The organism is Streptomyces sp. NPDC001678 (assembly GCF_042892945.1).
Lineage (GTDB): Bacteria > Actinomycetota > Actinomycetes > Streptomycetales > Streptomycetaceae > Streptomyces.
Genome location: NZ_JBIAUP010000001.1, coordinates 198,354 through 221,650 on the forward strand (window position 1 = coordinate 198,354; position 23,297 = coordinate 221,650).

Annotated in this window: 10 protein-coding genes; 1 reads left to right on the top strand and 9 read right to left on the bottom strand. The window is 68.4% G+C overall.

Translation table 11 applies throughout. The annotated features are described in order from the left end of the window. Window positions 1-28: 28 nt before the first annotated feature. From ACFYZR_RS00920 to ACFYZR_RS00940, 5 genes are all read right to left on the bottom strand, one after another. On the bottom strand, window positions 29-1,489 hold the full coding sequence (locus tag ACFYZR_RS00920; RefSeq protein ID WP_391902996.1) for a glutamate synthase subunit beta: 1,461 nt from the start codon (window positions 1,487-1,489) through the stop codon (window positions 29-31). Continuing rightward, window positions 1,482-6,074 carry a glutamate synthase large subunit gene (gene gltB, locus ACFYZR_RS00925; protein ID WP_391904322.1) on the bottom strand — a complete coding sequence of 1,531 codons (4,593 nt, stop codon included), beginning with the start codon at window positions 6,072-6,074 and terminating at the stop codon, window positions 1,482-1,484. The genes ACFYZR_RS00920 and gltB overlap by 8 nt, the downstream gene beginning before the upstream one ends. A gap of 313 nt (window positions 6,075-6,387) precedes the next feature. Further along, complete coding sequence (locus ACFYZR_RS00930) at window positions 6,388-7,119, bottom strand: VIT1/CCC1 transporter family protein (protein WP_391902999.1); 732 nt, start codon at window positions 7,117-7,119, stop codon at window positions 6,388-6,390. A gap of 215 nt (window positions 7,120-7,334) precedes the next feature. Continuing rightward, window positions 7,335-8,309, bottom strand: a complete 975-nt coding sequence (gene lgt, locus ACFYZR_RS00935; protein ID WP_391903002.1) for a prolipoprotein diacylglyceryl transferase — start codon at window positions 8,307-8,309, stop codon at window positions 7,335-7,337. A gap of 79 nt (window positions 8,310-8,388) precedes the next feature. After that, on the bottom strand, window positions 8,389-9,375 hold the full coding sequence (locus ACFYZR_RS00940; RefSeq protein ID WP_391903005.1) for a hypothetical protein: 987 nt from the start codon (window positions 9,373-9,375) through the stop codon (window positions 8,389-8,391). A 298-nt stretch (window positions 9,376-9,673) separates the two neighbouring features. On the opposite strand from ACFYZR_RS00940, the gene ACFYZR_RS00945 reads away from it, so the two are divergent. Further along, on the top strand, window positions 9,674-10,129 hold the full coding sequence (locus ACFYZR_RS00945) for a hypothetical protein (RefSeq protein WP_391903008.1): 456 nt from the start codon (window positions 9,674-9,676) through the stop codon (window positions 10,127-10,129). Window positions 10,130-10,152: 23 nt separating this feature from the next. Here the strand turns inward: ACFYZR_RS00945 and ACFYZR_RS00950 are convergent, their stop codons facing one another. The 4 genes from ACFYZR_RS00950 to ACFYZR_RS00965 form a co-directional block, all read right to left on the bottom strand. Further along, window positions 10,153-10,398, bottom strand: coding sequence for a hypothetical protein (locus tag ACFYZR_RS00950; protein ID WP_391903011.1), 246 nt, complete (start codon window positions 10,396-10,398; stop codon window positions 10,153-10,155). Window positions 10,399-11,129: 731 nt separating this feature from the next. Continuing rightward, the gene (locus ACFYZR_RS00955) at window positions 11,130-11,711 is read right to left on the bottom strand and encodes an SMI1/KNR4 family protein (protein ID WP_391903014.1); all 582 of its coding nucleotides are present in this window, start codon (window positions 11,709-11,711) and stop codon (window positions 11,130-11,132) included. Between the two features lie 53 nt (window positions 11,712-11,764). After that, the gene (locus tag ACFYZR_RS00960; RefSeq protein ID WP_391903017.1) at window positions 11,765-22,294 is read right to left on the bottom strand and encodes a LamG-like jellyroll fold domain-containing protein; all 10,530 of its coding nucleotides are present in this window, start codon (window positions 22,292-22,294) and stop codon (window positions 11,765-11,767) included. Window positions 22,295-22,493: 199 nt separating this feature from the next. Continuing rightward, window positions 22,494-23,282, bottom strand: a complete 789-nt coding sequence (locus ACFYZR_RS00965; RefSeq protein WP_391903020.1) for a DsbA family protein — start codon at window positions 23,280-23,282, stop codon at window positions 22,494-22,496. Window positions 23,283-23,297 lie beyond the last annotated feature (15 nt).

Below are 23,297 nucleotides of genomic sequence, written 5' to 3' on the forward strand. Positions count from 1 at the left end.
CGTCGGCCCGTCCGGTTGTGCGGTTCCGCTACGCGGTCAGCGCGCGGTCGGTCGGGAGGACCGGCGCGGGCAGCGTGCTGGAACCCGTCAGGTAGCGGTCGACACCGCGTGCGGCGGAGCGGCCCTCCGCGATGGCCCAGACGATCAGGGACTGGCCCCGGCCCGCGTCTCCGGCGACGAAGACTCCCGGCACGTTGGTGGCGTAGTCCGCGTCGCGGGCGATGTTCCCGCGGTCGTCCAGTTCCAGGCCGAACTGTTCGACGAGACCGTTCTGCCGGTCCGTTCCCGTGAAACCCATCGCGAGGGTGACGAGCTGGGCCGGGATGCGACGTTCGGTGCCGGGCTTCTGGTGGAGCTTGCCGTCGGTGAACTCGACCTCGACGAGGTGGAGCCACTGGACATTGCCGTCCTCGTCGCCCTCGAAGCGCGTGGTGGAGACGGAGTAGACGCGCTCGCCGCCCTCCTCGTGCGCCGAGGTGACCTTGTAGAGCATGGGGAAGGTCGGCCAGGGCTGGTGGGGGGCGCGCTCCTCGCCCGGCCGGGGCATGATCTCCAGCTGGGTGACGGAGGCCGCGCCCTGCCGGTGGGCGGTGCCGACGCAGTCGGCTCCGGTGTCGCCGCCGCCGATGACGACGACGTGCTTGCCCTCGGCGGTGATCGGGGAGACCGTCAGGTCGCCCTCCTGCACCTTGTTCGCCATGGGCAGGTACTCCATGGCGAAGTGGACGCCCTTGAGGTCGCGGCCGGGGACGGGCAGGTCGCGGGAGGTGGTGGCACCGGCGGCGATGACGACGGCGTCGTAGCGCCGGCGCAGCTTCGCCGCGTCGATGTCGCGCCCGATCTCCACCTCGGTGCGGAACTTGGTGCCCTCCGCGCGCATCTGCTCGATGCGCCGGTTGATGTGCCGCTTCTCCATCTTGAACTCGGGGATGCCGTAGCGCAGCAGGCCGCCGACGCGGTCGGCGCGCTCGTAGACGGCGACGGTGTGGCCGGCGCGGGTGAGCTGCTGGGCGGCGGCGAGGCCGGCCGGGCCGGAGCCGATGACGGCGACGGTCTTGCCGGAGAGCCGCTCGGGCGGCTGGGGGGTGACGTCGCCGGATTCCCAGGCCTTGTCGATGATGGTGACTTCGACGTTCTTGATGGTGACGGGCGCCTGGTTGATGCCGAGCACGCAGGCGGACTCGCAGGGGGCGGGGCAGAGGCGGCCGGTGAACTCGGGGAAGTTGTTGGTCGCGTGGAGTCGCTCGGACGCGGCCTGCCAGTCGTCGCGGTAGGCGTAGTCGTTCCACTCGGGGATGAGGTTCCCCAGCGGGCAGCCGTTGTGGCAGAACGGGATGCCGCAGTCCATGCAGCGGCTCGCCTGCTTGCTGATGACCGGCAGGAGGGAGCCGGGGACGTGGACCTCGTTCCAGTCGCGGACGCGCTCCTCGACGGGGCGGGTGCGGGCGAGGACGCGGTCGGTGGTGAGGAAGCCCTTCGGGTCAGCCATGGGTCGCCGCCTCCATCATCTTCTCGTGGGTCTCGGTCTCGGTCAGACCGGCTCGCTCGGCGGCGTCCTTGGCGGCGAGCACTGCCTTGTAGGTGGTGGGCAGGACCTTCCTGAAGCGGGCCGCTGCCGTGTCCCAGTCGGCGAGGAGGCCGGCCGCGACGGTGGAGGCGGTCTCCTCGCGGTGGCGGCGCACCACGTCGTGCAGCCACCGGCGGTCGGCGTCGTCGAGGGGTTCGACGGCTCCGGCCAGTTCCTTGTTGACGTCGCGGGGGTCGAGGTCGACGACGTAGGCGACGCCGCCGGACATGCCGGCCGCGAAGTTGCGGCCGATGGGGCCGAGGACGACGGCCCGGCCGCCGGTCATGTACTCGCAGCCGTGGTCGCCGACGCCCTCGGAGACGACGGTGGCGCCGGAGTTGCGGACGCAGAAGCGTTCGCCGACGCTGCCGCGCAGGAACATCTCACCGCCGGTGGCGCCGTAGGCGAGGGTGTTGCCGGCGATGGTGGAGTACTCGGCGAGGTGGTCGGCGCCCCGGTCGGGGCGGACGACGATCCGGCCGCCGGAGAGGCCCTTGCCGACGTAGTCGTTGGCGTCGCCCTCCAGGCGCAGGGTGACGCCGCGCGGCAGGAAGGCGCCGAAGGACTGGCCGGCGGAGCCGGTGAAGGTGATGTCGATGGTGTCGTCGGGCAGGCCCGCGCCGCCGTACTTCTTGGTGACCTCGTGGCCGAGCATGGTGCCGACGGTCCGGTTGACGTTGCGGATGGGCACCTGGGCGCGGACGGGCTGGGGGGCTTCGGCGCCGACGGTGTTGAGGGCGTCGGCGGCGAGCTTGATCAGCTGGTTGTCGAGCGCCTTGGCCAGGCCGTGGTCCTGGACGGTGGTGCGGTGGCGCGCGGTGCCGGCGGGCAGGTCGGGGACGTGGAGCAGCGGCGCCAGGTCCAGGCCCTGGGCCTTCCAGTGGCCGACGGCGCGGGCGGTGTCGAGGAGCTCGGCCTGGCCGACGGCTTCCTGGAGGGTGCGGAAGCCCAGCTCGGCGAGGATTTCGCGGACCTCCTCGGCGATGAACTCGAAGAAGTTGACGACGAATTCGGCCTTGCCGCTGAACCGTTCGCGCAGGACGGGGTTCTGGGTGGCGATGCCGACGGGGCAGGTGTCGAGGTGGCAGACGCGCATCATGACGCAGCCGGAGACGACGAGGGGCGCGGTCGCGAAGCCGAACTCCTCGGCGCCGAGGAGGGCGGCGATCACGACGTCGCGGCCGGTCTTGAGCTGGCCGTCGGTCTGGACGACGATGCGGTCGCGCAGGCCGTTGAGGAGCAGGGTCTGCTGGGTCTCGGCGAGGCCCAGCTCCCAGGGGCCGCCCGCGTGCTTGAGGGAGGTGAGCGGGGAGGCGCCGGTGCCGCCGTCGTGGCCGGAGATCAGGACGACGTCGGCGTGGGCCTTGGAGACGCCCGCGGCGACCGTGCCGACGCCGACCTCGGACACCAGCTTCACATGGACGCGGGCGGCGGGGTTGGCGTTCTTGAGGTCGTGGATGAGCTGGGCGAGGTCCTCGATGGAGTAGATGTCGTGGTGCGGGGGCGGTGAGATCAGGCCGACGCCCGGGGTGGAGTGCCGGGTCTTCGCGACCCAGGGGTAGACCTTGTGGCCGGGCAGCTGGCCGCCCTCGCCGGGCTTGGCGCCCTGGGCCATCTTGATCTGGATGTCGTCGGAGTTGACGAGGTATTCGCTGGTCACGCCGAAGCGGCCGGAGGCCACCTGCTTGATGCTGGAGCGGCGTGCGGGGTCGTAGAGGCGCTCGGGGTCCTCGCCGCCCTCACCGGTGTTGGACTTGGCGCCCAGCCGGTTCATGGCGATGGCGAGGGTCTCGTGGGCCTCCTGGGAGATGGAGCCGTAGGACATGGCGCCGGTGGAGAAGCGCTTGACGATCTCGCTGACGGGCTCGACCTCGTCGAGGGGGATCGAGGGGCGGTCGCTCTTGAAGGAGAACAGTCCGCGCAGGGTCATCAGCCGCTCGGACTGCTCGTCCACGCGCCGGGTGTACTGCTTGAAGATGTCGTAGCGGCGGGCGCGGGTGGAGTGCTGGAGCCGGAAGACGGTGTCCGGGTCGAAGAGGTGCGGCTCGCCCTCGCGGCGCCACTGGTACTCGCCGCCTATGTCGAGGCGGCGGTGGGTGGCGGGGATGCCGGTGGCGGGGTAGGCCTTGGCGTGGCGGGCCGCGACCTCGCGGGCGACGACGTCCAGCCCGGCGCCGCCGATCTTGGTGGCGGTGCCGTGGAAGTAGGTGTCGACGAAGGACTCGTCGAGGCCGACGGCCTCGAAGACCTGGGCGCCCCGGTAGGAGGCGACGGTGGAGATGCCCATCTTGGACATGACCTTCAGGACGCCCTTGCCGAGCGCCTTGATGAGGTTGCGGATGGCGTCCTCGGGGGCGGTGTCCGGCAGGAACGTGCCCGCGCGGACGAGGTCCTCGACGGACTCCATGGCCAGGTACGGGTTCACGGCCGCCGCGCCGTAACCGATGAGCAGCGCGACGTGGTGGACCTCGCGGACGTCACCGGCCTCGACCAGCAGCCCGACCTGGGTGCGCTGCTTGGTGCGGATGAGGTGGTGGTGGATGGCCGAGGTGAGCAGCAGGGACGGGATGGGGGCGTGCTCGGCGTCGGAGTGCCGGTCGGAGAGCACGATGAGCCGGGCGCCGTTCTCGATGGCGGCGTCGGCCTCGGCGCACATGGCGTCGAGGCGGGCGGCGAGCGCCTCGCCGCCCCCGGCGACGCGGTAGAGGCCGGAGAGCGTCGCGGCCTTGAGGCCGGGCAGGTCGCCGTCGGCGTTGATGTGGATGAGCTTGGCGAGCTCGTCGTTGTCGATGACGGGGAAGGGCAGGGTGACGCTGCGGCAGGACGCGGCGGTGGGGTCCAGCAGATTGCGCTGCGGTCCGAGGGAGGAGATCAGCGAGGTGACGAGCTCCTCGCGGATGGCGTCCAGCGGGGGGTTGGTGACCTGCGCGAAGAGCTGGGTGAAGTAGTCGAAGAGCAGCCGCGGCCGCTCGGACAGCGCCGCGATCGGCGAGTCCGTGCCCATCGAACCGATGGGTTCCGCCCCGGACTTGGCCATCGGGGCGAGGATGACGCGCAGCTCCTCCTCGGTGTAGCCGAAGGTCTGCTGGCGGCGGGTGACGGAGGCGTGGGTGTGCACGATGTGCTCGCGCTCGGGGAGGTCGGCGAGGTCGATGAGCCCGGCCTCCAGCCACTCCTCGTAGGGCTGTTCGGCGGCGAGGGCGGCCTTGATCTCGTCGTCCTCGATGATGCGGTGGCCCTCGGTGTCGACGAGGAACATCCTGCCGGGCTGGAGCCGGCCCTTGCGGACGACCTTGGCGGGGTCGATGTCGAGGACGCCGACCTCGGAGGAGAGCACGACGAGGCCGTCGTCGGTGACCCAGTAGCGCCCGGGGCGCAGGCCGTTGCGGTCGAGGACGGCGCCGACGACGGCGCCGTCGGTGAAGGTGACGCAGGCCGGGCCGTCCCAGGGCTCCATGAGGGTGGAGTGGTACTGGTAGAAGGCCCGCCGGGCGGGGTCCATGGAGGCGTGGTTCTCCCAGGCCTCGGGGATCATCATCAGCACGCTGTGCGGGAGGGACCGGCCGCCGAGGTGGAGGAGCTCCAGGACCTCGTCGAAGGAGGCGGAGTCGGAGGCGTCGGGGGTGCAGACGGGGAAGGTCCGGTCGAGGGGGGCGTCCCCGCCGTGCTCATGGTCGGCAGAGCCGAACAGCTCACTGGCCAGCTGGGATTCCCGCGCCCCCATCCAGTTGCGGTTGCCCTTGACGGTGTTGATCTCTCCGTTGTGGGCGACGAAGCGGTAGGGGTGGGCGAGCGGCCAGCTCGGGAAGGTGTTGGTGGAGAACCGCGAGTGGACCAGCGCGATGGCGGTGGCACAGCGGCGGTCGGAGAGGTCCGGGAAGAACGGCTCCAGCTGCCCGGTGGTGAGCATGCCCTTGTAGACGAGGGTGCGGGCGGAGAGGGAGGGGAAGTAGACGTCCGCCTCGCGCTCGGCGCGCTTGCGCAGGACGAAGGCCTTGCGGTCGAGGGCGAGGCCGGCGTTCTCCCCGTCCGTGACGAACAGCTGGCGGAAGGCGGGCATCGTGGCGCGGGCGTCGGCGCCGAGGAGCTCGGGGGTGACGGGGACGGCTCGCCAGCCGAGGACGGTCAGGCCCTCCTCGGCGGCGATCGTCTCGATGCGCGAGACGGCGGTGGCCGCCTCCTCGTCGTCGGCGGGGAGGAAGGCGATGCCGACGGCGTACGAGCCGGGGGCGGGAAGCTCGAATCCCTCGCCCCCCTCGCCTTCCGCCACGCTCTCCCTGAGGAAGGCGTCGGGGACCTGGATCAGGATGCCGGCGCCGTCCCCCGTGTCGGGGTCGGATCCGGTGGCGCCGCGGTGCTCCATGTTGCGCAGGACGGTGAGCGCCTGTTCGACGAGCTCATGGCTCGCCTGGCCGGTGAGAGTCGCGACAAAGCCCACGCCACAGGCGTCGTGCTCGTTCCGCGGGTCGTACATCCCCTGCTGGGCGGGGTGGGATGCGTGGCGCATCGGCGCTCCCGTCGTCGTCTTGGCAGTCATGTCGTGATGCATGTGCCGAGGGACGACGCTGGCCCTCGCCGAAGAAGGTGGTGCAGGCTTACATGATGGGTCGCTTCTCAAGGAGCGGAAGAGGGAGTCCATCATGTGGACACCAGATGGGTTCGGGCGGCGCTCCGGGCGCTCTGGGATCACCAGGCCCGGCCGCGCCCGAGAGCGGTGCGGCACGGGCGGCATTGCCCGCGGCGCTACCGGATTGTGCCCTGTCCCCAAGGAAACGAAACCGTGGAGAAACACGCACGTTATACGGCAGCGCGCATAAGAATTACCCGACGGCGGTCCCGAAGGCAATACCGAGGAGATACGTCACACCCGCCGCGGCACCGCCGAGCAGCAGCTGCCGCAGCCCGCTGAACCACCACGTCCGCGCCGTCACCCGGGCCACGACCGCGCCACAGGCGAACAGCCCCGCCAGCGCGAGCAGCACCGCGGGCCACAGCTCGGTGGCCCCGAGCAGGTACGGCAGCAGGGGCAGCAGGGCGCCCAGCGCGAACGAGCCGAACGACGAGGCGGCGGCGACGGTGGGCGAGGGCAGGTCGGACGGGTCGATGCCGAGCTCCTCGCGGGCGTGGATCTCCAGCGCCTGCTCGGGGTCCTTCGACAGCTGCCGCGCGACCTCACGGGCCAGTGCGGGCTCGACGCCGCGCGACTCGTAGAGCGCGGCCAGCTCCTCCAGCTCGTCCGCCGGGTGCTTGCGCAGCTCGCGCCGCTCCACGTCCAGCTCGGCGAGAACCAGCTCGCGCTGCGAGGCGACGGAGGTGTACTCACCGGCGGCCATCGAGAACGCGCCGGCCGCGAGCCCGGCCAGACCGGCGATCACGATGGCGTCGGACGAGGCGGTACCACCGGCCACGCCCGTCATCAGGGCCACGTTGGAGACCAGTCCGTCCATGGCCCCGAACACGGCGGGCCGCAGCCAGCCGCCGTTCACATCACGGTGGGTGTGATTGTCGCGGTGGGCTATGTGCGTTGCCGCGGCCGTATCGAGGACAGCCATGTCTCCAGATGCTCCCTTCCCCAGGGACGCGGACGGATCGCCCGCGTTCCCTCTGCGATGACGCGTTTCCGCGTCGTATGGGTCGAAGGTACGCACGAATGGCCATGATCCGCTAGCAAGGAAGGCCGAACTTACCTCGCTGACCTGCGGGTTTACCAAAAAGCCCCCTGCGGCCTGAGGCCGCAGGGGGCTGGGATGACGCGTGTGGGCGTGCGTCAGCGCTTCTCGGCGCCGGGCGCGGGCTCGGCGGGCTTGGCCCCGGCGGGCTTCGGCTCGGCGGGCTTCGGCTCGGTGGCGGGCTTGGTGAGACCTACCTTGGCCTCGCCCTCCTCGGACCCGCCCTCGGAGGCACCCTCCGCCGTGTCCTCGGCCGCGGCCGGCTCCACGACGAGCTCCCGCCCGGGGACCCGCTTCGAGGAGATCACGAAGTACGCGACGGCGCCGAGGAAGACCAGGATGGCGGTCCAGCCGTTGAGCCGCAGGCCCAGGAAGTGGTGGGCCGTGTCGACCCGCAGGTACTCGGTCCAGAACCGGCCGACGGTGTACGCGGCGACGTAGACCGCGAAGGCCCGCCCGTGGCCCAGCTTGAACCTCCGGTCCGCCCAGATCACCAGCGCCGCGACACCGAGGCACCACAGCGACTCGTACAGGAACGTCGGGTGGTACGTGCCGCCGACCCGTCCGATCGCCGGGTCCGGGTCGATCTTCAGTGCCCAGGGCAGATCGGTGGGCCGGCCGTAGAGCTCCTGGTTGAACCAGTTGCCCCAGCGGCCGATGGCCTGCGCCACGGCGATGCCGGGCGCGATGGCGTCCGCGTACGCCGGCAGCGGGATCCCGCGCCGGCGGCAGCCGATCCAGGCGCCGACGGCACCGAGGGCGATGGCGCCCCAGATGCCGAGGCCGCCCTCCCAGATCTTGAACGCGCCGACCCAGTCCCGGCCCGGGCCGAAGTACAGCTCGTAGTCCGTGATCACGTGATACAGCCGCCCGCCGACGAGCCCGAAGGGCACCGCCCACACGGCGATGTCGGCGATCGTCCCGGACCGGCCGCCACGTGCGATCCAGCGCTTGTTGCCGAGCCAGACGGCGACGAAGACGCCGATGATGATGCAGAAGGCGTAGCCGCGCAGCGGGATCGGTCCGAGGTGGACGACACCGGTCGAGGGGCTGGGGATGTATGCGAGATTCATGGCACCCCCGACGCTACCTTGCCGGAACGTGCGGGTGGCACCCCGCCCGGGGCTACGTCTGCGTAACACCGGAGCCGACTTACGTCCGGGTGACCCTCGCGCACTCGTCGTGAAGGGTCCCGTCATGGTCCCCCAGGTCGCGACCGCGGTCGTAGGGGTCGACGGCGGGCCCGGACCGGTCCGTCTCGTCCTGCCGCCCGTGATGGCGTTTGAGCTTGGGGAACGCCGGATGGATGAACCCGTCCTGGGCGTCGCAGGTGGTGTTGCCGATGTCCACCACGTGATGGCGGACGACCAGTTTGCCGGGCGCCACCTGGAAGCGGGCGGGGTCGAAGACCTCGGTGTCCATGACGCGGCGCACGATGGTGCGCGCGACCTGCCGGGAGCCCTTGTCCTTCTTCGTCAGCGGGTAGACGAAGGTGTAGTCGGCGTGGACGGCGACGACGCCGCCCTTGCGCTCGGCGAAGGTCATCCGGCCCCGCGTCTTGACGGTGCCGCCCACCAGACGGACCTCGTTCGGGTCGAAGCGGCTGAAGAAGAAGAGCGGGTCGTTCTCCTTGCCGGGCTTGGCGAGCCCCTCGTTCATCTTGGTGATCAGCTTGTCCTGCCTCGGGTCGAGCAGGTCCAGCGCGGCGGCCGGGCGCTCACCGCGCAGGGTCGCGGGATCGAGGTCGGCGGCGACGAGGAAGTCCTTGGTCAGCTTCAGGGCCGAGGCGACCTGCTCCTTCGACGACTCCCCCACGGCCGTCGCCTCGGGCGGGACGATCCCCGCCGCACCGTCGGCGTACTGCTCCGCCGGCGACCCGGCGAAGGGATGGTCGAGGGTCGCGGTGGCCGCCATGTCCTTCTTCTTGCCCCAGCCACCGGGTATCCGGGACCGGACGCCGCCGGGGTCGAGCACGATCGTGGCGGCCACGGCGACGGCCAGGGCGGCGCCGAGGCCGCCCTGGACCCGGCGCCTACGGACGGCCCGCCCGTCCATCTCCCGCCACGCGGGGCCGGTGCGCCATCCTTCGGGGTACTGGGGAGGGGTGTTCTTCGCGTTCGCGCCACCCTGGCCGAACATCCCACCCAGCCCCTTACCGCGGGCCGGGGAAGGAGCCTTTCCCTCATCGTCCGAGTATCTCCCGGACCCAGGCGATTCGACTGCCACCACACACTCTTTCGCATCAAGATCTACAGTTTGGAGCGGCAACTCTGGAGGCGGGACAGAGGTCTGGCGCAGACGGAGACGCCTTCAAGGAAGTGCTGCCACTGACTACCGACTACCGACGCGGTTGCGCAGCCCGCGCTTCAAGGTCGACCGTTAACTTAGCCGACATGTACATGATTACTGCGTACAGGCCACCGAGGAGCGAGAATCCGTGAATCCCCCGTACGTGAACACGTCACCCGCCAGTTCCGACGCCCCGAAGCCGATGGACATGCCCCGCGTAGTCAGGACCGGGCGCATAATGCTTTTCGTGCTCGGCGGAATCCAAGCCGTGGTCGGGCTGCTCCTTGTCACAGCAGCAACGCTCGGCGTCGGCGAGGGAACTGGCTCCCTCCTTCCCGACTACCCGGAGGGGGCTTACGTTCGCGGCGTACTCCCCCTCGTTCTGGGCTCCGCCGCGCTTGCTGTCGGAGCAAGGTTCCGCTCGGGCGGCAGGGGCGTTCGCATCGGCGCTATGGCCATCGCGGTGCTCATTTTGCTCCGCGGCGCCATCGAAGTCGCCGTGGACCAGACTCTGCCTCTGGGGAGCCTCATCTTCGGGCTGCCACTCCTGATCTACAGCACGAAGAAGGAAGCCGTCGCCTGGTTCGCCCGCCCCCGAGCCTGAGTCCAGCAGCCGATCAGCGACGGTCAACGCACCGCCATGGCGTATCTCAGTGCTTCCCGGTGCTCCTGCGCCCACGCAGCGCCGCGTTGTTCCTCCGGTAACCCTGCAAGCCCGGCGGTAATGTGATCGACGACTTCGTCATAGCGACCAAGAGGCAGGGTGCACAGCCCCATGTTCAGACTGTTGAATTCCGGCGTCAGCCAGTAGGCGGTCTCGGGCGGCGGTACAGCCGCAGCCACGCCGGACAGCCGCTCGGCTTCCTCCGCCACCCGGAGCGCTTGATGGATCTGCCCGAGCGCTGCGAGCCCGGCCGCCGCCTGAAGCAGTCCCCAAACCGCTGGGCCGGGTGCGCGCCCGGCGTGTACGCGGCGGCGGCGTACCACCGAGTGACGCCTTGTTGCCGTCCCTGTCGACGGGCCAGGTATCCGCGGAAGTTCACTGCCTGAGCGGCCAGCGTGCCGTCCTCGACGGAGTCCGCCAGCTCCGGGGCCTGGGCGAGCATCGCCACCGCTTCGTCGTCCCAGCGTATCTGGGCGAAAAGACTCAACGGTCCCGGCATCCCCCCATGAAGGCTGTCGAGTACTCCGGACGGCCCGTGAACGATTGTCAGCGTTCAGCACCACTCCAGACAGCGCTCTCCCGGCCTCGAGCTCCAGCTACGAGCGTCGGTGGACACCCACCCAGCGGCAACGCGCGACGAACTCCGAGCCAAGGTGGCCGAGGCCAACCGGCGGCCGTCGGCAGAAGGTGGGTGCCGTGACGAGCGAGCGGGCCGCCGAGACAGCGATTATCTCACCTCTCCCCCAGCATCCACGTTGCGGAAAGCGCTGGGACATCAAGCGGGAGAGGCTCGCGCCTTGGCGATCGACAACCGTGAATACGCAGCATCAATGACCAAAACCATGGGGTCCACCAGCGGGTGGCGCACCCATGAGGGCATAAGGATGCCTGCCCCGGCTTAGCCTGGGCAGGCATCCTTCAGAACATCACCAGATGAGGATCAGTCCCACTCCATCCCCGCGTAGGGATCGGGCTTCCCCGTCCATGGATCGATTCCGTTGTCCCAGACCCGTTTCTCCTCTTTCCAATGAAGAAACTTTGGTGAGGTCACACCCCAGAGATGCACACCACTCAGCGGGCACTCCACAAATTCCGCCAAGAATACCCGTCGCAGAAACTCCACCATCCCGGTTTCATAGACCGCGACAGGCGTTTTCGTGTGTCTTCCGATCACGACTACTGGCCAACGATCAGGGTCACCGCTGGCGGTTTGCCAGCAGAGAATGTCGGGCCCAGAAGTGACGCCCCAGGCCACCAGGGAACTAGTGGAATGAGCGCACTCCTCGGCCAGCCCTACCGACTCAGCAACAATCGCGCGCGCGTTCTCCGTTTCGAAACGCATCCCGTAAGCCGAGGGGTCATACGCAGTCGACAGCGGCTGGAAGACGGTCAGAAAATTGTCGATCACCCCTTCCCCGTACTCCGACATGAACGCCTTATAGTCCCGGGGAAACGTTATCCCCCATGCCTTCTCAGCATCAGACCAGTTGACGTCTTCACCCGCATTCTCATGCGCCGGCATCAGAACACGAAGAGCTCCAACCCCCGACGGTCCAGGCCCCTCCTGCCCCAGTCTCATCTCGTCCCTCCAGTAGGTTGTGGAACTCCTTGGTGCGTAACAGTGCCCAGGTTGCGCCACTGATCAAATCTCGGGCTGTACAAAGAGTTAGGAACCACTACATCGAACTTAACACCAGGGCGGCCGTCGCCGTACACCCCGTCGGCAGACATCTCAAAGGACACAGGAACCGTACGATCCCCGGAGTATTTCGGCTTTACCTGATACCGAACCGCCTGTCCGTCATCGATAGCAGATTTAACCTCCACCTCATATTTACGCATGTTGTCTTCAAGGCGCCCGTTTCCAACTACATAATAGTTTGCCTGGCGAGAGCAAGTAGCAAGATTATCGAGGTCTTCCCCGGATCCACTGAGCTCCCTCCCCAGAAGATGACAGTTATTTATCGCGCTCTGAGGCGAAAGACCCAAGTAGCCGGCGTAACGACCAGCCCACTCGTACCCCGGGGGCCTGATGTCAGCAGTCACATAACTTCCCTCATGCGTACTCAGGAAGGCACTGTCGAGACATGCATCGATGCCAGTCGCCCGACCCCCGTGGGCAGTATCTCGTGGACTGTACTCCCGCCATCCGCTCCCGCCACGTCGGCAGTCTCCCCGGTCATCCGACTGAGTGTCATGCCGGGAACCTCCGTCCGATGCCGCGTCTGGAGTGAAGAGCGTGATCGCTGCGAGGTCGATCAATGCCTGCGCCGTGACTGTCGCGGCGGTTGTCGCAGCAGCCGTGGCGGCAGTGACCGTTGTGCCTACGAAGGAGACGACAGGGCCGAGGAGCGTCGGGGCAGAGAACGGATGCGGCCCACGATTGGGATTCTGCGGGATGACCGGCTTAGGCGGCTTGATGATGCGCGGGTGACGGAAGAAGGTTCCACCGCCACCACCGCCACCACGGCCGCCTCGGCTCGGGGCGTACCCGGAACCCCCGCTCCCGCCGTCGCCATCGTCATCGTCATCGTCGTAGAAGTCGCCACCACCTCCGCCTCCCTCGTTGTCGTCCTCATCGTCATCCGACCAAATCTGACTGTTCGACCTTTCAGGCGCTCCCTCCATCCATCGGGCCTGGCGCTCAATAGCCGATTGATTCCTCACATTCATGCAGCGGGAAAAGTTGAAAGCATAGAAGCATTCGTCACGTCCTGTCGGAGTGGGAGTGACGGCATCCACCAACATTTCCAATTCCTCGTAGACATCGCAGGCCCAACCACATCCGTACTTGCGTCGATGCCCATCAGGGTCCGTGCCATTCAGAGGATCAGCTTCGCCGTAGATGTACCGGTTCGCCCGAGCTGCGGTGTTCGGATCGAGCAACCACGTGTCACGGGAACCGAAGCGGCCCGTGCCCGGCTGGTACCAGCGGGAGGCCATGTTGACGTCGCCGGTCGACGGATCGGTCCAGCCCGACTGGTAGCCGAGCGACGACCGCGTGCCCGCCTTGGCCCGTACCGACCCGAACGGGTCGTACGACGCCGAGCCCACGAGCTTCGTCCCGTCGGCCGAAAGGCCCGCGACGACGTCGGTGTGCCGGTCCGTCACCGACCGCTGCGCGGTCGTGCCGTCCGTGCTGCCGAGCAGCGCGCCACCGGGGGTCCGGCTGTACGTGCTGGTGCCGTCCGACACCAGATTGTTGGAGCCGCCGTCGTAGGTGAACGCGGCGTTGCCGCTCCGGCCGACGCGGTCGAGTGAGTCGTAGCTGTACGTCGTGTCCCCGTCGGCGATGCGCCGCTCGAAGGCGTCGTACGTCAGGGCGCGCGGCTTGCCGCTGCCCGTGTCGACCGAGGCGAGGGTGCCGCGCGGCGTGTAGCCATAGCGCGTGGCACCGTCCGTCAGCTGGCGGTTGGCCTCGTCGAAAGTCGCGGTGGTGTCACCGGCCTTGACGCGGTTGCCGGCGTCGTCCCACGTGTACGACGTGGTCTTGCCGTCGGCCGTCCAGGACGTCAGGCGCCCGGACTTGTCGTAGGCGTACGTCTCCTTTCCGGCGCCCGCGACGCCGCTGGTGGTCTTCGTGGTGAGGCGGTTGTCCAGGTCGTAGTCGTACGCGGTGGACATGACCTCGGTCGTGCCGTCCGCGCCGGTGACCTTGGACTCGGTCAGTCGGCCGAGCTGGTCGTAGACGTAGCCCCGTCGGCCGCCGGTCCGCCAGTCCGTCGCGCCGGCGGGCTTGGACGCGTACTGCTCCTGCAGCACACGGCCGGCCGCGTCGTAGGCGGTGATGGTCTGGCCGCCGGTGACGGCGTCCTCGGTGCGGTTCAGACGGCCCGCGGCGTCATAGCCGTAGGCGGTGGTGCCGGACTTGTCGGTCCGGGAGGTCATGTTGCCGTCGTTGTCGTAGGTGTAGGTGGACTTGCCTCCCGGGCCGTTCGAGGTCAGCAGCTCGCCACGGTCGTTGTAGGTGTAGGTGTTCGGATTGAGGACGTCGCCCGAGCCGACCTTGGTGAGACGGCCCGCCAGGTCGTGCTCCAGGGTCCGGTCGGTGGTGGCGGCCTCGGCGCCCGTGCCCGTCTCCTTGGTCAGCCGACCGTGGACGTCGTAGGTACTGTGCCGCTCGACACCGCCGGGCAGCAGCTCGGCCACGTTCTGGCCGGCCGCGTCGTAGACCTTGGTCCACGTGCGGTCCGCGGCCTTCGGCTGCGCCGCCGTCACCGGCTCGATCGTGGACTCGGGCAGGCCCCACGGCGTGAACGTGTAGGTCGTGGTGTTGCCACGGCCGTCCGTCAAGCGCGTACGGTTGCCCATCGCGTCGTAGCCGAAGGTGGTGGTGATGGACTTGCCGTCCGCCACCGGCTCGGCCTGCAGTGTCATCCGGCCCACGGCGTCGTAGGCGAAGGTGGTCTTCGCTCCCGAAGCCGAGGTGGCGGAGACCCGGTTGCCGTCGGCGTCGTACTCCACGGCGGTCGACCGCAGGGCGGTGTCACCCGTGCCGTAGTCGACCGTGCCGGCCACCCCGCCGAAGCCGTCGTAGCGCGTGACGCTCTTCCGGCCCGTCGCGTCGACGGTCTGGACCTTGCGGCCCAGGGCGTCGTACGCGAACTTCGACGTTCCGCCACCGGGCTCGGTGGCGCTCAGGACCTCGCCTGCCACGTCGTACGCGGCCGACGTGATCAGCCCCGCCGGGCTGGTGGACGATATCTGGTTGCCCGCGTCGTCCCAGGCGTAGCGAGTGGTGAGGTTCTGCGCCGACGGGTAGCGCTCGACGGTCGTCGCCGTCAGCTGCCGACCCAGCTCGTCGTAGGTGGCCTCGGCCCGCGCGCCGGTGGGTCCGGTGGTGGAGAGGCGCAGGCCTGTGGGCGTCCAGGTGAATCGATTCGCCTGGTCGTCCGTCGACGTCGGCTGCAGCGGGTTGCCGTCGCTGCCGAGGCTGGTGTTGAGGTTGGCGTTGAGCAGGCTGGTCGCCGGGAGGGACTGGCGGATCAGGTGGCCCAGCTGGTCGTAGGCGTAGCTGACCGTCCGGCCAAGCGGGTCGGTGGTGGCCGTCCTGCGGCCCAGGGCGTCGTAGGCGACCCGGGTGACGGCGGTGATCTTCTCCCCGCCGGGCGGGGTGTAGTCGGGCAGGGTGACGGCGGTGGCCCGGCCGAGCTTGTCGACCGCGGTACGGGTCACCGACCCGTTCGCGGCGCGGGCCTCGGTGGCCTCGCCGAAGGTGTTGTACCCCCTGAGCGTGCTGGGCTTGACGGCCTGGGGCTGCTGCCCCTGCTGCTCGGCCTGGATCTGCGGGGCGATCTGCTCCACGAGGCGGCCGAGGGCGTCGTAGCGGTTGGTGGTGGTGAAGGCGGTCGCGTCGGCACCGGTCTCGTTGCCACGCGGGGTCGTCGCCGTGAGGGCCAGGCCGCGCTGGTCGTAGGCGAACTTCGCCGTACGTGTGCGGTCGCCGTCGACGACGGTCTGGGTGAGCTTGTTGCCCGCCTTGTCGTAGGTGAAGCGCTGGGTGCTCAGCGCGGTCTTCTGCTCGACGGGCCGGTCGGCGTCGTCGTAGGCGTAGGTCGTCCAGCGGTTGAGGCCGTTCGGGTCGAGCACGCTGCGCGTGACGCGGCCCGTGGCGTCCATCTCGTTGGTGACGGTGGCGGTGCCACCGGCTCCGGTCCGCTGGATCAGGTTGCCCGCGCCGTCGTAGACGTCGGCCTCCATCACGATGTCGTGCTTGCTGCCGTCGGCCTGGGTAACGCTCTTCGCGGTCTTCGACGCGAGCTTGCCGTCGTCGAAGTAGGCGTAGGCCGTGGTGGCGCCCATCGCGTCGGTCGACGAGGCCAGGCGGCCCGCCGGGTCGTACGCGTTGGAGGCGACCACCAGGTCCTTGGCCTCGCCGGAGGGATCACCCCTCCAACCCTTCAGAACTGTTTCCGCGAGGCGACCGCCCGGTGTGTACCGGAACTCGTACGTCGTCCCGAGGGCGTCGGTCGTACGGGTCTTGCGGCCGAGCGCGTCGTAGGCGACGACCGTGTCGTTGCCCTCGGCGTCCGTGGTCTTGTCCTCGAGGCCGTGCTCGTCGTAGTGGTGGGTGGTGGTGCGCTGGGCGTCACCGCCCGTGGTGTCCTCCGTGGATTCGGTCAGCAGCATGCCGTCGGGGTCGAAGGCGCGCGTGGTCTTCGCGGTGTGGGTGACGCCCGTGATCTCGTTCTTCACCGCGGCGCCGGTCTCGGAGACGATCCGGGACATGGCGTCGTAGGCGAAGGCCGTGGTCACGCCGTCCGGCCGGCTGTCGGAGACCTGGGTCTCGGTCAGCTTCCGGCCGATGCCGTCGTAGGCGTAGCGCGTGACCAGGCCGGACGGGGCCGTGGCCTGGGCGAGGTCGCCCTGTGCCGTATAGCCGTACTCCGTGACGGCACCGCCGGGAGCGGTGGTCGTCCGGACCAGACCTGCCGGGACGGAACCGCCGCCGATGGCGGCTTCCTGCCCGGTGGTGTACATCGTGACCGACTTACGGCCGTCCGCGAGCACGGTCGTGTCCGGGAGGCCGAGCGCCGTGTACGTCATCGACGTGCGGTAACGGTCGTCGCGAGCGCTCGTGGAGCGGGCGTCGCGGGTGGCCGTGGGCTTGTCGTTGCGCGGATCGAGCGGATCGGCGGCGTTCAGGTAGTAGTCGGTGAAGGATGTCCAGCAGGAGTTGGCGTCGCGGCAGGTGGTCTTGGAGACCGTGTTGCCGCGGGCGTCGTGTCCTGTGACAGCGAAATGACCGTTGGGGTCGGTCACCGTGTGGAGGAAGCCGCCGGTGTCGTACGCGTAGGTGGTACGGCCCCCTTCGGTATCCGTCGCCGTCACCGGGCGCTGGCCGCGCAGGGCGTCGTAGGAGACACTGCTGGTCCGGCCCGTCGGGTCGGTGACGCTGATGGTGGACGTCAGCGAGGACATGCCGGAGTTCCGCATGGCCTGGTAGTGCTCGGCCACCTGGTCCTCGGTGAGCTCCTTCGGGTAGAAGGCCGCCTCGTCGAGGTCACCGGTGAAGTAGCGGGTGCCGGGCTTCTGCCCGTCCCAGCCCTCGCTCGAGTAGCCGCCGCCCAGGTAGGTGTGGGCCATGGTCTCGGGCTTGGAGGGCTCGTTGAGGCCGCCGACCTTCGTACCGTCGAGGTAGAGGGACTGGCTGGTGCTGCCGCCGGTGATGACGACGTGGTGCCACTGGTTGTCGGTGACCTCCGTGCCCGAGACGATCGGCTTTCCGGAGCCGCTGTGCCAGAGCTGGCCCCGCAGCTTGCCGTCGGCGTCGACGAGCAGGCTCGGATTCCAGTCGGTCGGGGTCTTGCCCAGCTCCGCGTTCTGCAGGCCCAGCAGGACGCTGCTCGGCTTGCCCGTGCGGAACCACATTTCGGCCGTCATGGCGGGGGTGTTGCCCATGACTCCGAACGGCAGCTCGACCGAGCCGTCGCCGGCGAGGGTCACCGCCCCGTTGTCACCGGGCCCGAAGGCACCGGTCGCACCGAGCTTGGCCTTGGTGTACGTGCCGTCACTGGCGTACACGGCGGCCTTGCTGTGGGCCTTGTCGCCGCTGGTCTCGTCCAGACGCCAGTAACCCGAGGGCGCGTCGGCGGTGACCGTGCCCCGGTAGTGGGCGCCGTCGCCGGAGACCAGACCGGTACGGGAGCGGTAGTGCTCGGCGACGGTGGTGTCCGTCAGCTCCTTGGTGTAGAAGGCGACCTCGTCGAGCTGGCCGGTGAGATAGCGGGTGCCGGGCTTCTGCCCGTCCCAAGCCTCGCTGGAGTAGCCGGCGCCCAGATAGGCGCGGGTCAGTGTCTCGGGCTTGGACGGCTGGCTCAGGCTGCCGACTTTCGTACCGTCGAGATAGAGGGACTGGCTGGTGGCACCGCCAGTGAGCACCACGTGGTGCCACTCGTTGTCCGTGACCTTGGACGACGAGATGATCGGCGAACCGGTACCGCTGTGCCAGAGCTGGCCGCGCAGCTTGCCGTCGGCGTCGACGAGCAGGCTCGGATTCCAGTCGGTCGGGGTCGCGCCCAGCTCCGCGTTCTGCAGCCCCAGCAGCACTCCGCCTGGCTTGCCCGTACGGAACCACATCTCGAACGAGAGCGCGTTGGCGCCCTTCAAGGTGTCCGTCGGAACCTGAACGGCCCCCGCCGACCCGTCGAAGGTAGCTGAGCCGTCGTCACCGTCGGAGAAGGCACCGACCGCGCCGAGCGTCACGCCGTCGCGATAGGCACCGTCCGCGCCGCCGGTGATCTCATTGGCGGCGGTGGAACCGCTGCGGTCGCCCAGCCGCCAGTAGTCGACAGGGCCCGAGGAACGGACCGTGTCCGCGTAGGCCGCCGAACCGGCGGAGTAGACCGGTGCGGAGACCTTCCACGTACCGCCCTTCTCGTCCGTGGTCTCGGTGACCCGGCCGGTACCAGAGTCGTAGGCGACCTGCGCGTGGACACGTCCGGACGGGAGAGTGACCTTGGTCAGCCGGCCCGACATCGCGCGAGCACGGTAGTGCTCGGCGACCGTGGTGGCGTCGAGGGACTGGTGGTAGACGGCCACTTCGTCCATGAGGCCGGTGAAGTGGCGGATACCGCTGGCTTGGCCGTCCCAGCCGGTGCTGGAGTAGCCCGCGCCGAGGTAGGTGAACGACTGCTTCCGGTGGTTGATCGGACCGGTCAGCGTGCCGACCAGCGAACCGTCGAGGTACATCGACTGCGTCGTGCCGGCGGCCGTGAGCGCGACGTGGTGCCAGCTGTCGTCGGTGACGGCGCCCGCGCTCACGATCGGCTGAACACGGCCCGTCCAGTACTGGCCGATCAGCTTGCCGTTCTTGTCGACCGCCAGAGTCGGGGTCCAGTCGTTGGGCTCACCGTCGGCCAGACGCCCGTCCTGGAATCCAACCAGGACGCCGGGCTTGGCGGTCTTGAACCACAGCTCGGTCGTCAAGGAGGTCGAGGTCCGGATGGTGTCCTCGGGCAGTTCGACGTAGGAGTTGGTGCCGTCGAAGGCTGCGGCCTTGTCACTCGTACCCGCCACGGCTCCGGCGGCGCCCAGCTTCACATCCCGGTAGAGGGCCTGGTTGAGGCCGGTCCGGGAGGGGGCGTCGCTGCCCGCGGTCGCGCCCTGGTCCTCGCCCAGTCGCCAGTAGGACACCGGGTTCTGGTCGAGCACCATGCTGCGGTAGAGCGAGCCGTCTCCGTACTCGTACACCGTGCACTTGTCGGTGGAATTCGGCGGGCAGACCTTGGTGAGACGGTCACCGGTATAGGTGTACGTCCACGTCAGGCCGTCCGCACCGGGGCCGTTGCCCTTGGCGGTCGCGGTGGCGACCTTGCCGCCGTTCCAAGTGAAGACCAGCGAGCGCCCCGAGAGCGCGTCACGGGCCTCGGTCAGCTTGCCATCGGTGTAGGTCAGCCGCTGCTCCCGGCCCGCACCGTCGGTGATCTTCGTCAGCCGTCCGGAAGAGTCAAAGGAGTACGTGCTGGCCGATTTATCGCGCATCACCCAACCGCCGCCACTGACGGAGGTGAGGGTGATCGAACTGCCGGACGGTGCGGCATAGGTGCCGTCGGTGTTCCGGCCGAACCGGACGCGGCTGCCTCCCGCAGTCGTCACGACGACGTTGCCGGTGCTCTCGGCAATGGCCCGCATGTCCCAGCGGGTGGACCAGCCACTGCCGAAGACGTTGTCCGTCCGTGGCTCCAGGGAGTTATAGGTACGAGTCACCGACAGCTCAGGGCCGACCGTGCGAATGGCCGCATCAGCAGCCCGGGTCGAGTAGTTCCCTGAGTTCATACCGAATTCGCGAACACCATCACCGCCAAGATGGCCGGTCACCGGGGGCTGCGGCACTTGGGTGGAGAAGAAGGCCGGATTCTGCCGGGCCGATGTGTCCTTGCCGTCGAAGACGTAGGCGTACCAGGCGTAGTTCTTACTCCAGGACAACCAGCCGACCGGCACGGCCCACTGCTGGGAAGCACCCCTGTCACTGCTCCGACAGTTCTTGCGAGCATCCTTTCCTTCGGCTTCACACACCTCGAAGCTGTACTGCAACGCGCCGCTGGGGGAGTGATCTGCGTCCTTTCCCGCCGCCCACAGAGTCGGAGTCAGCGAGTTCAGAACCGCGCCACTGGCCGGTGATTCGGCCGTCAGCTGAGGCGGCAGATTCACAGACGAGAACTTGACTGCCGGCCCCGGAACACCTTCCGTAGTGAAGCGAGGGCCGTCCAGTACGTCCATGGTCCACTGCAGCGTGTACTCAGCAGGCGTCAGCGGAGCGATCTTCGCGTCCAGAGCGATGCTCTGCCCTGGGGCGACATCGCGGGGCATAGGCGTCCACGCGATCTTCGACTGGTCAGTGATTTCCTTGCCGGAGGCGTCGAGGAGGTTGTAGCGCAGCTGGACGTTGCCACCCTTGACCCAGGTGTCTTGCCCCTGGTTCGTCACCGTGACCTGCATGGATCCCTGCGACGTGGCCGTCACCGGCGCCGTGATGTTTCCCAGCTTGTAGGTGGCGCCGTACTTGGTCCAGGTGATGTCCAGGCGGGGGCTGCCGTTCGGGTAGTCGTCGGAGCCAAACTGCTTCCAGCTCTTGCTGTCTGAATCCGATGCCTTGACGGCGAGGCCGTAGTTCTTCTTGCGCCCGTGAGTCCAGTCGTCGACGAGCTCACGTCCCGCCGAACCGAGGCTGATGCCCTCCCACGCCGCACCGCACGACCACGACTCAGTGTTGGGCGGTCGCCAACCGTGGGCGAAGCTCTTGGAGACCAGCGACGCGCCCGTGTCGGGACCTGGGTACGACTTGGCCGACGACTCGGACCAGTCTGACGTGATGGCGTGGACCGTCACCGGCCGCGCGTCGCAAGAGTACGACCAGGTGTTGTAGAGCTGGAGCTTCGCGTCCAGCACCCAGGCATTCTTCAGCGAACTCTCGACGCCGTCGAAGCGTAGGAACGACGCGGCTTTGTGCGTGCCACCATCATAAGTTCCCGCTTTGAGGATGGTGTCGCTCGAGAAGTCCTGGGTGTACGGGGACTGTACGTACGTGCCGGATGCCGCAGTGACGCCCTTGACCGACGGGTCCACCTTCACCGGATACACCCGCTCCGGTGCGCTCAGCCACTCCTTGTCGAGGGAGACGACCAGCACCTGGCGACCGTTCTCCGTGTCCAAGGCATAGCGGACGCCCGAGGAGATCTCGCCCTGGTTGGCGTTATCCGCCAAGTGCGAGTCCTCCATCCATCCGGCCGGCATCCGGGCACGGAGGCGTGCGTCCTTGTCGACGAACACCACTCCGCCCTGGCCATCGAGCCTCGCGGTCAGACCGTCCGTCAGGAGCGGGAAGCGCCACTCGGCGGGCGCGTCCTTGCTCTTGAGGACAAGGGTCTCCTTAACGGAGTCACTGCCCGCGATGTACTGCAGATCTGCGGCTTGTCGCGCGTCCGGATAAGTGATGACGCCGCCGTTAACCTTGCCCGGCGTGGATGCACTGCCCGAGAGGGCGTAGCCCAGCGACGGCCCGTCGCTCAGCTTCATGCTCATCACGGGGTTGGCGTCCGCCGCGGGCGCGAAGCTGATGGCGGTCTCGGTCGAGCGGGTCTCCCACAGCGGACCAGCCGTGCTCGCCGCGCGAAGGCTGCGAGTGGAGCGGATCAGCGTGGAGTCGATCGGCTTCCAGGAGCCGTCACGATCCTTGAAGTTGACGGGCTCGTTGTAGAAGCGGGTGGTGTAGGTGCCGTCTTCATTGAGGAAGGTGCGTCGGCGCTCCTGGCGTCCGGCGGGCAGCTCCTGGCTCGTCTTCTCCGAGAATCCCTGCGGCGCTGGATTGTCAGGGGCCTTGGTCTGCTCGGCCTTGCCCATCTTGGGCTGCTGCGGTTTGCCGCCGAGCTCGTGCTCGGTCAGCTTGTGTTCCTGTGGCAGTTGGCCGGGGGCCTCGAGGGCTCCAGGGCGGCCGTCCTTGGCCGCCGCTTCCGTGGCGCCACCGGCGACCCGATGCCCACGGCCTGCTGCCGAACCCCAGCGCTGGCCAGGAGCACCGGGGCTGCCCAGTGAACTTCGATTCCATTGATCGACTGCTAGCGCGACCTGCTCGGTCCCGCACAGCAGGGCCATGACAAAGGCCATGGCAAATGATATGCGACGTTTAAAACGCACGACTTTCCCTAAGGAGTGAACAAAATCGCCCATTTTTACTACTTGGGCGATCTTCGCTCAACCCCATAAGGGATGTAACGGAACCTCAATGATGAGAAGTTGTCACTCCATTACTTATCAGGAAGGTCAAATTCCGGCTGTTCTAGAACAAACCCGCCCGGAACGGCTGTCACCCCTTCTGCGCCGCCGCCACCAGCTCCCGCAGCTTTTGCGGCGTCAGTGGATGGGTCGGGTCGTCGTACAAACTCTTGCCGTTGAGGATGACCGTCGGGGTGCCGCGGTGGCCCGACTTGCTGAAGACGTCCTGGGACTTCTGGACCCAGCTGTTGTGGGTGCCGTCCTCGACGCACTTCTGGAAGGACGCGGTGTTCAGGCCCGGGACCTTGCCCGCGAGCTCCAGCAGTCTGGCCTTCTTGCCGTAGGCGTCGTCCGTCTCCGGCGGCTGGTTCTTGTAGAGCTCGTCGTGGTACGGGAGGAACTTCCCGGCGTCCTGGGCGCAGGCCGCCGCGTTCGCGGCGTTCAGGGAGCCGGAGCCGCCGAGGTTCTTGTCGATCAGCGAGACCAGGGTGTACTCGGCCTTGAGCTGGCCCTTGCCCTCCAGGTCGTGGACGGTGTCGCGGAAGCCGTTCTCGAACTGTCCGCAGCCGGGGCAGCGGAAGTCCTCGAAGACGACCAGGTTGGCCTTGGCGGCCTGATTGCCGACGGGGATGGCGAGGCTGTCCTTGCCGATGGCGCCCTGGGGCGCGACGAGGGGGCCGGACGTCTTGCGCTTGTTGTCCTTGCCGCCGCCGGAGCCCGCCACCACTGCCGCGATGCCGGCGCCGGCGCCCAGGACGGCGACCACCACGACGGCCGCGATCAGGGTCCGCTTGCGCTTGGCACGGGACTCTTCCTTCCGGCGCTGTTCCTGTAGCCGCTCGCGGGCGCTGCGCTTACCGTCGTTGTTCTTCTGGCTCACATCCCCGTACAACGA

What these genes read in the sequence shown, in the direction of transcription:
- ACFYZR_RS00920 (WP_391902996.1), bottom strand. Translation starts at nt 1,489, where the DNA reads ATGGCTGACCCGAAGGGCTTCCTCACCACCGACCGCGTCCTCGCCCGC.
- gltB (WP_391904322.1), bottom strand. Translation starts at nt 6,074, where the DNA reads ATGCGCCACGCATCCCACCCCGCCCAGCAGGGGATGTACGACCCGCGG.
- ACFYZR_RS00930 (WP_391902999.1), bottom strand. Translation starts at nt 7,119, where the DNA reads ATGGCTGTCCTCGATACGGCCGCGGCAACGCACATAGCCCACCGCGAC.
- lgt (WP_391903002.1), bottom strand. Translation starts at nt 8,309, where the DNA reads ATGAATCTCGCATACATCCCCAGCCCCTCGACCGGTGTCGTCCACCTC.
- ACFYZR_RS00940 (WP_391903005.1), bottom strand. Translation starts at nt 9,375, where the DNA reads ATGTTCGGCCAGGGTGGCGCGAACGCGAAGAACACCCCTCCCCAGTAC.
- ACFYZR_RS00955 (WP_391903014.1), bottom strand. Translation starts at nt 11,711, where the DNA reads ATGCCGGCGCATGAGAATGCGGGTGAAGACGTCAACTGGTCTGATGCT.
- ACFYZR_RS00960 (WP_391903017.1), bottom strand. Translation starts at nt 22,294, where the DNA reads ATGGCCTTTGTCATGGCCCTGCTGTGCGGGACCGAGCAGGTCGCGCTA.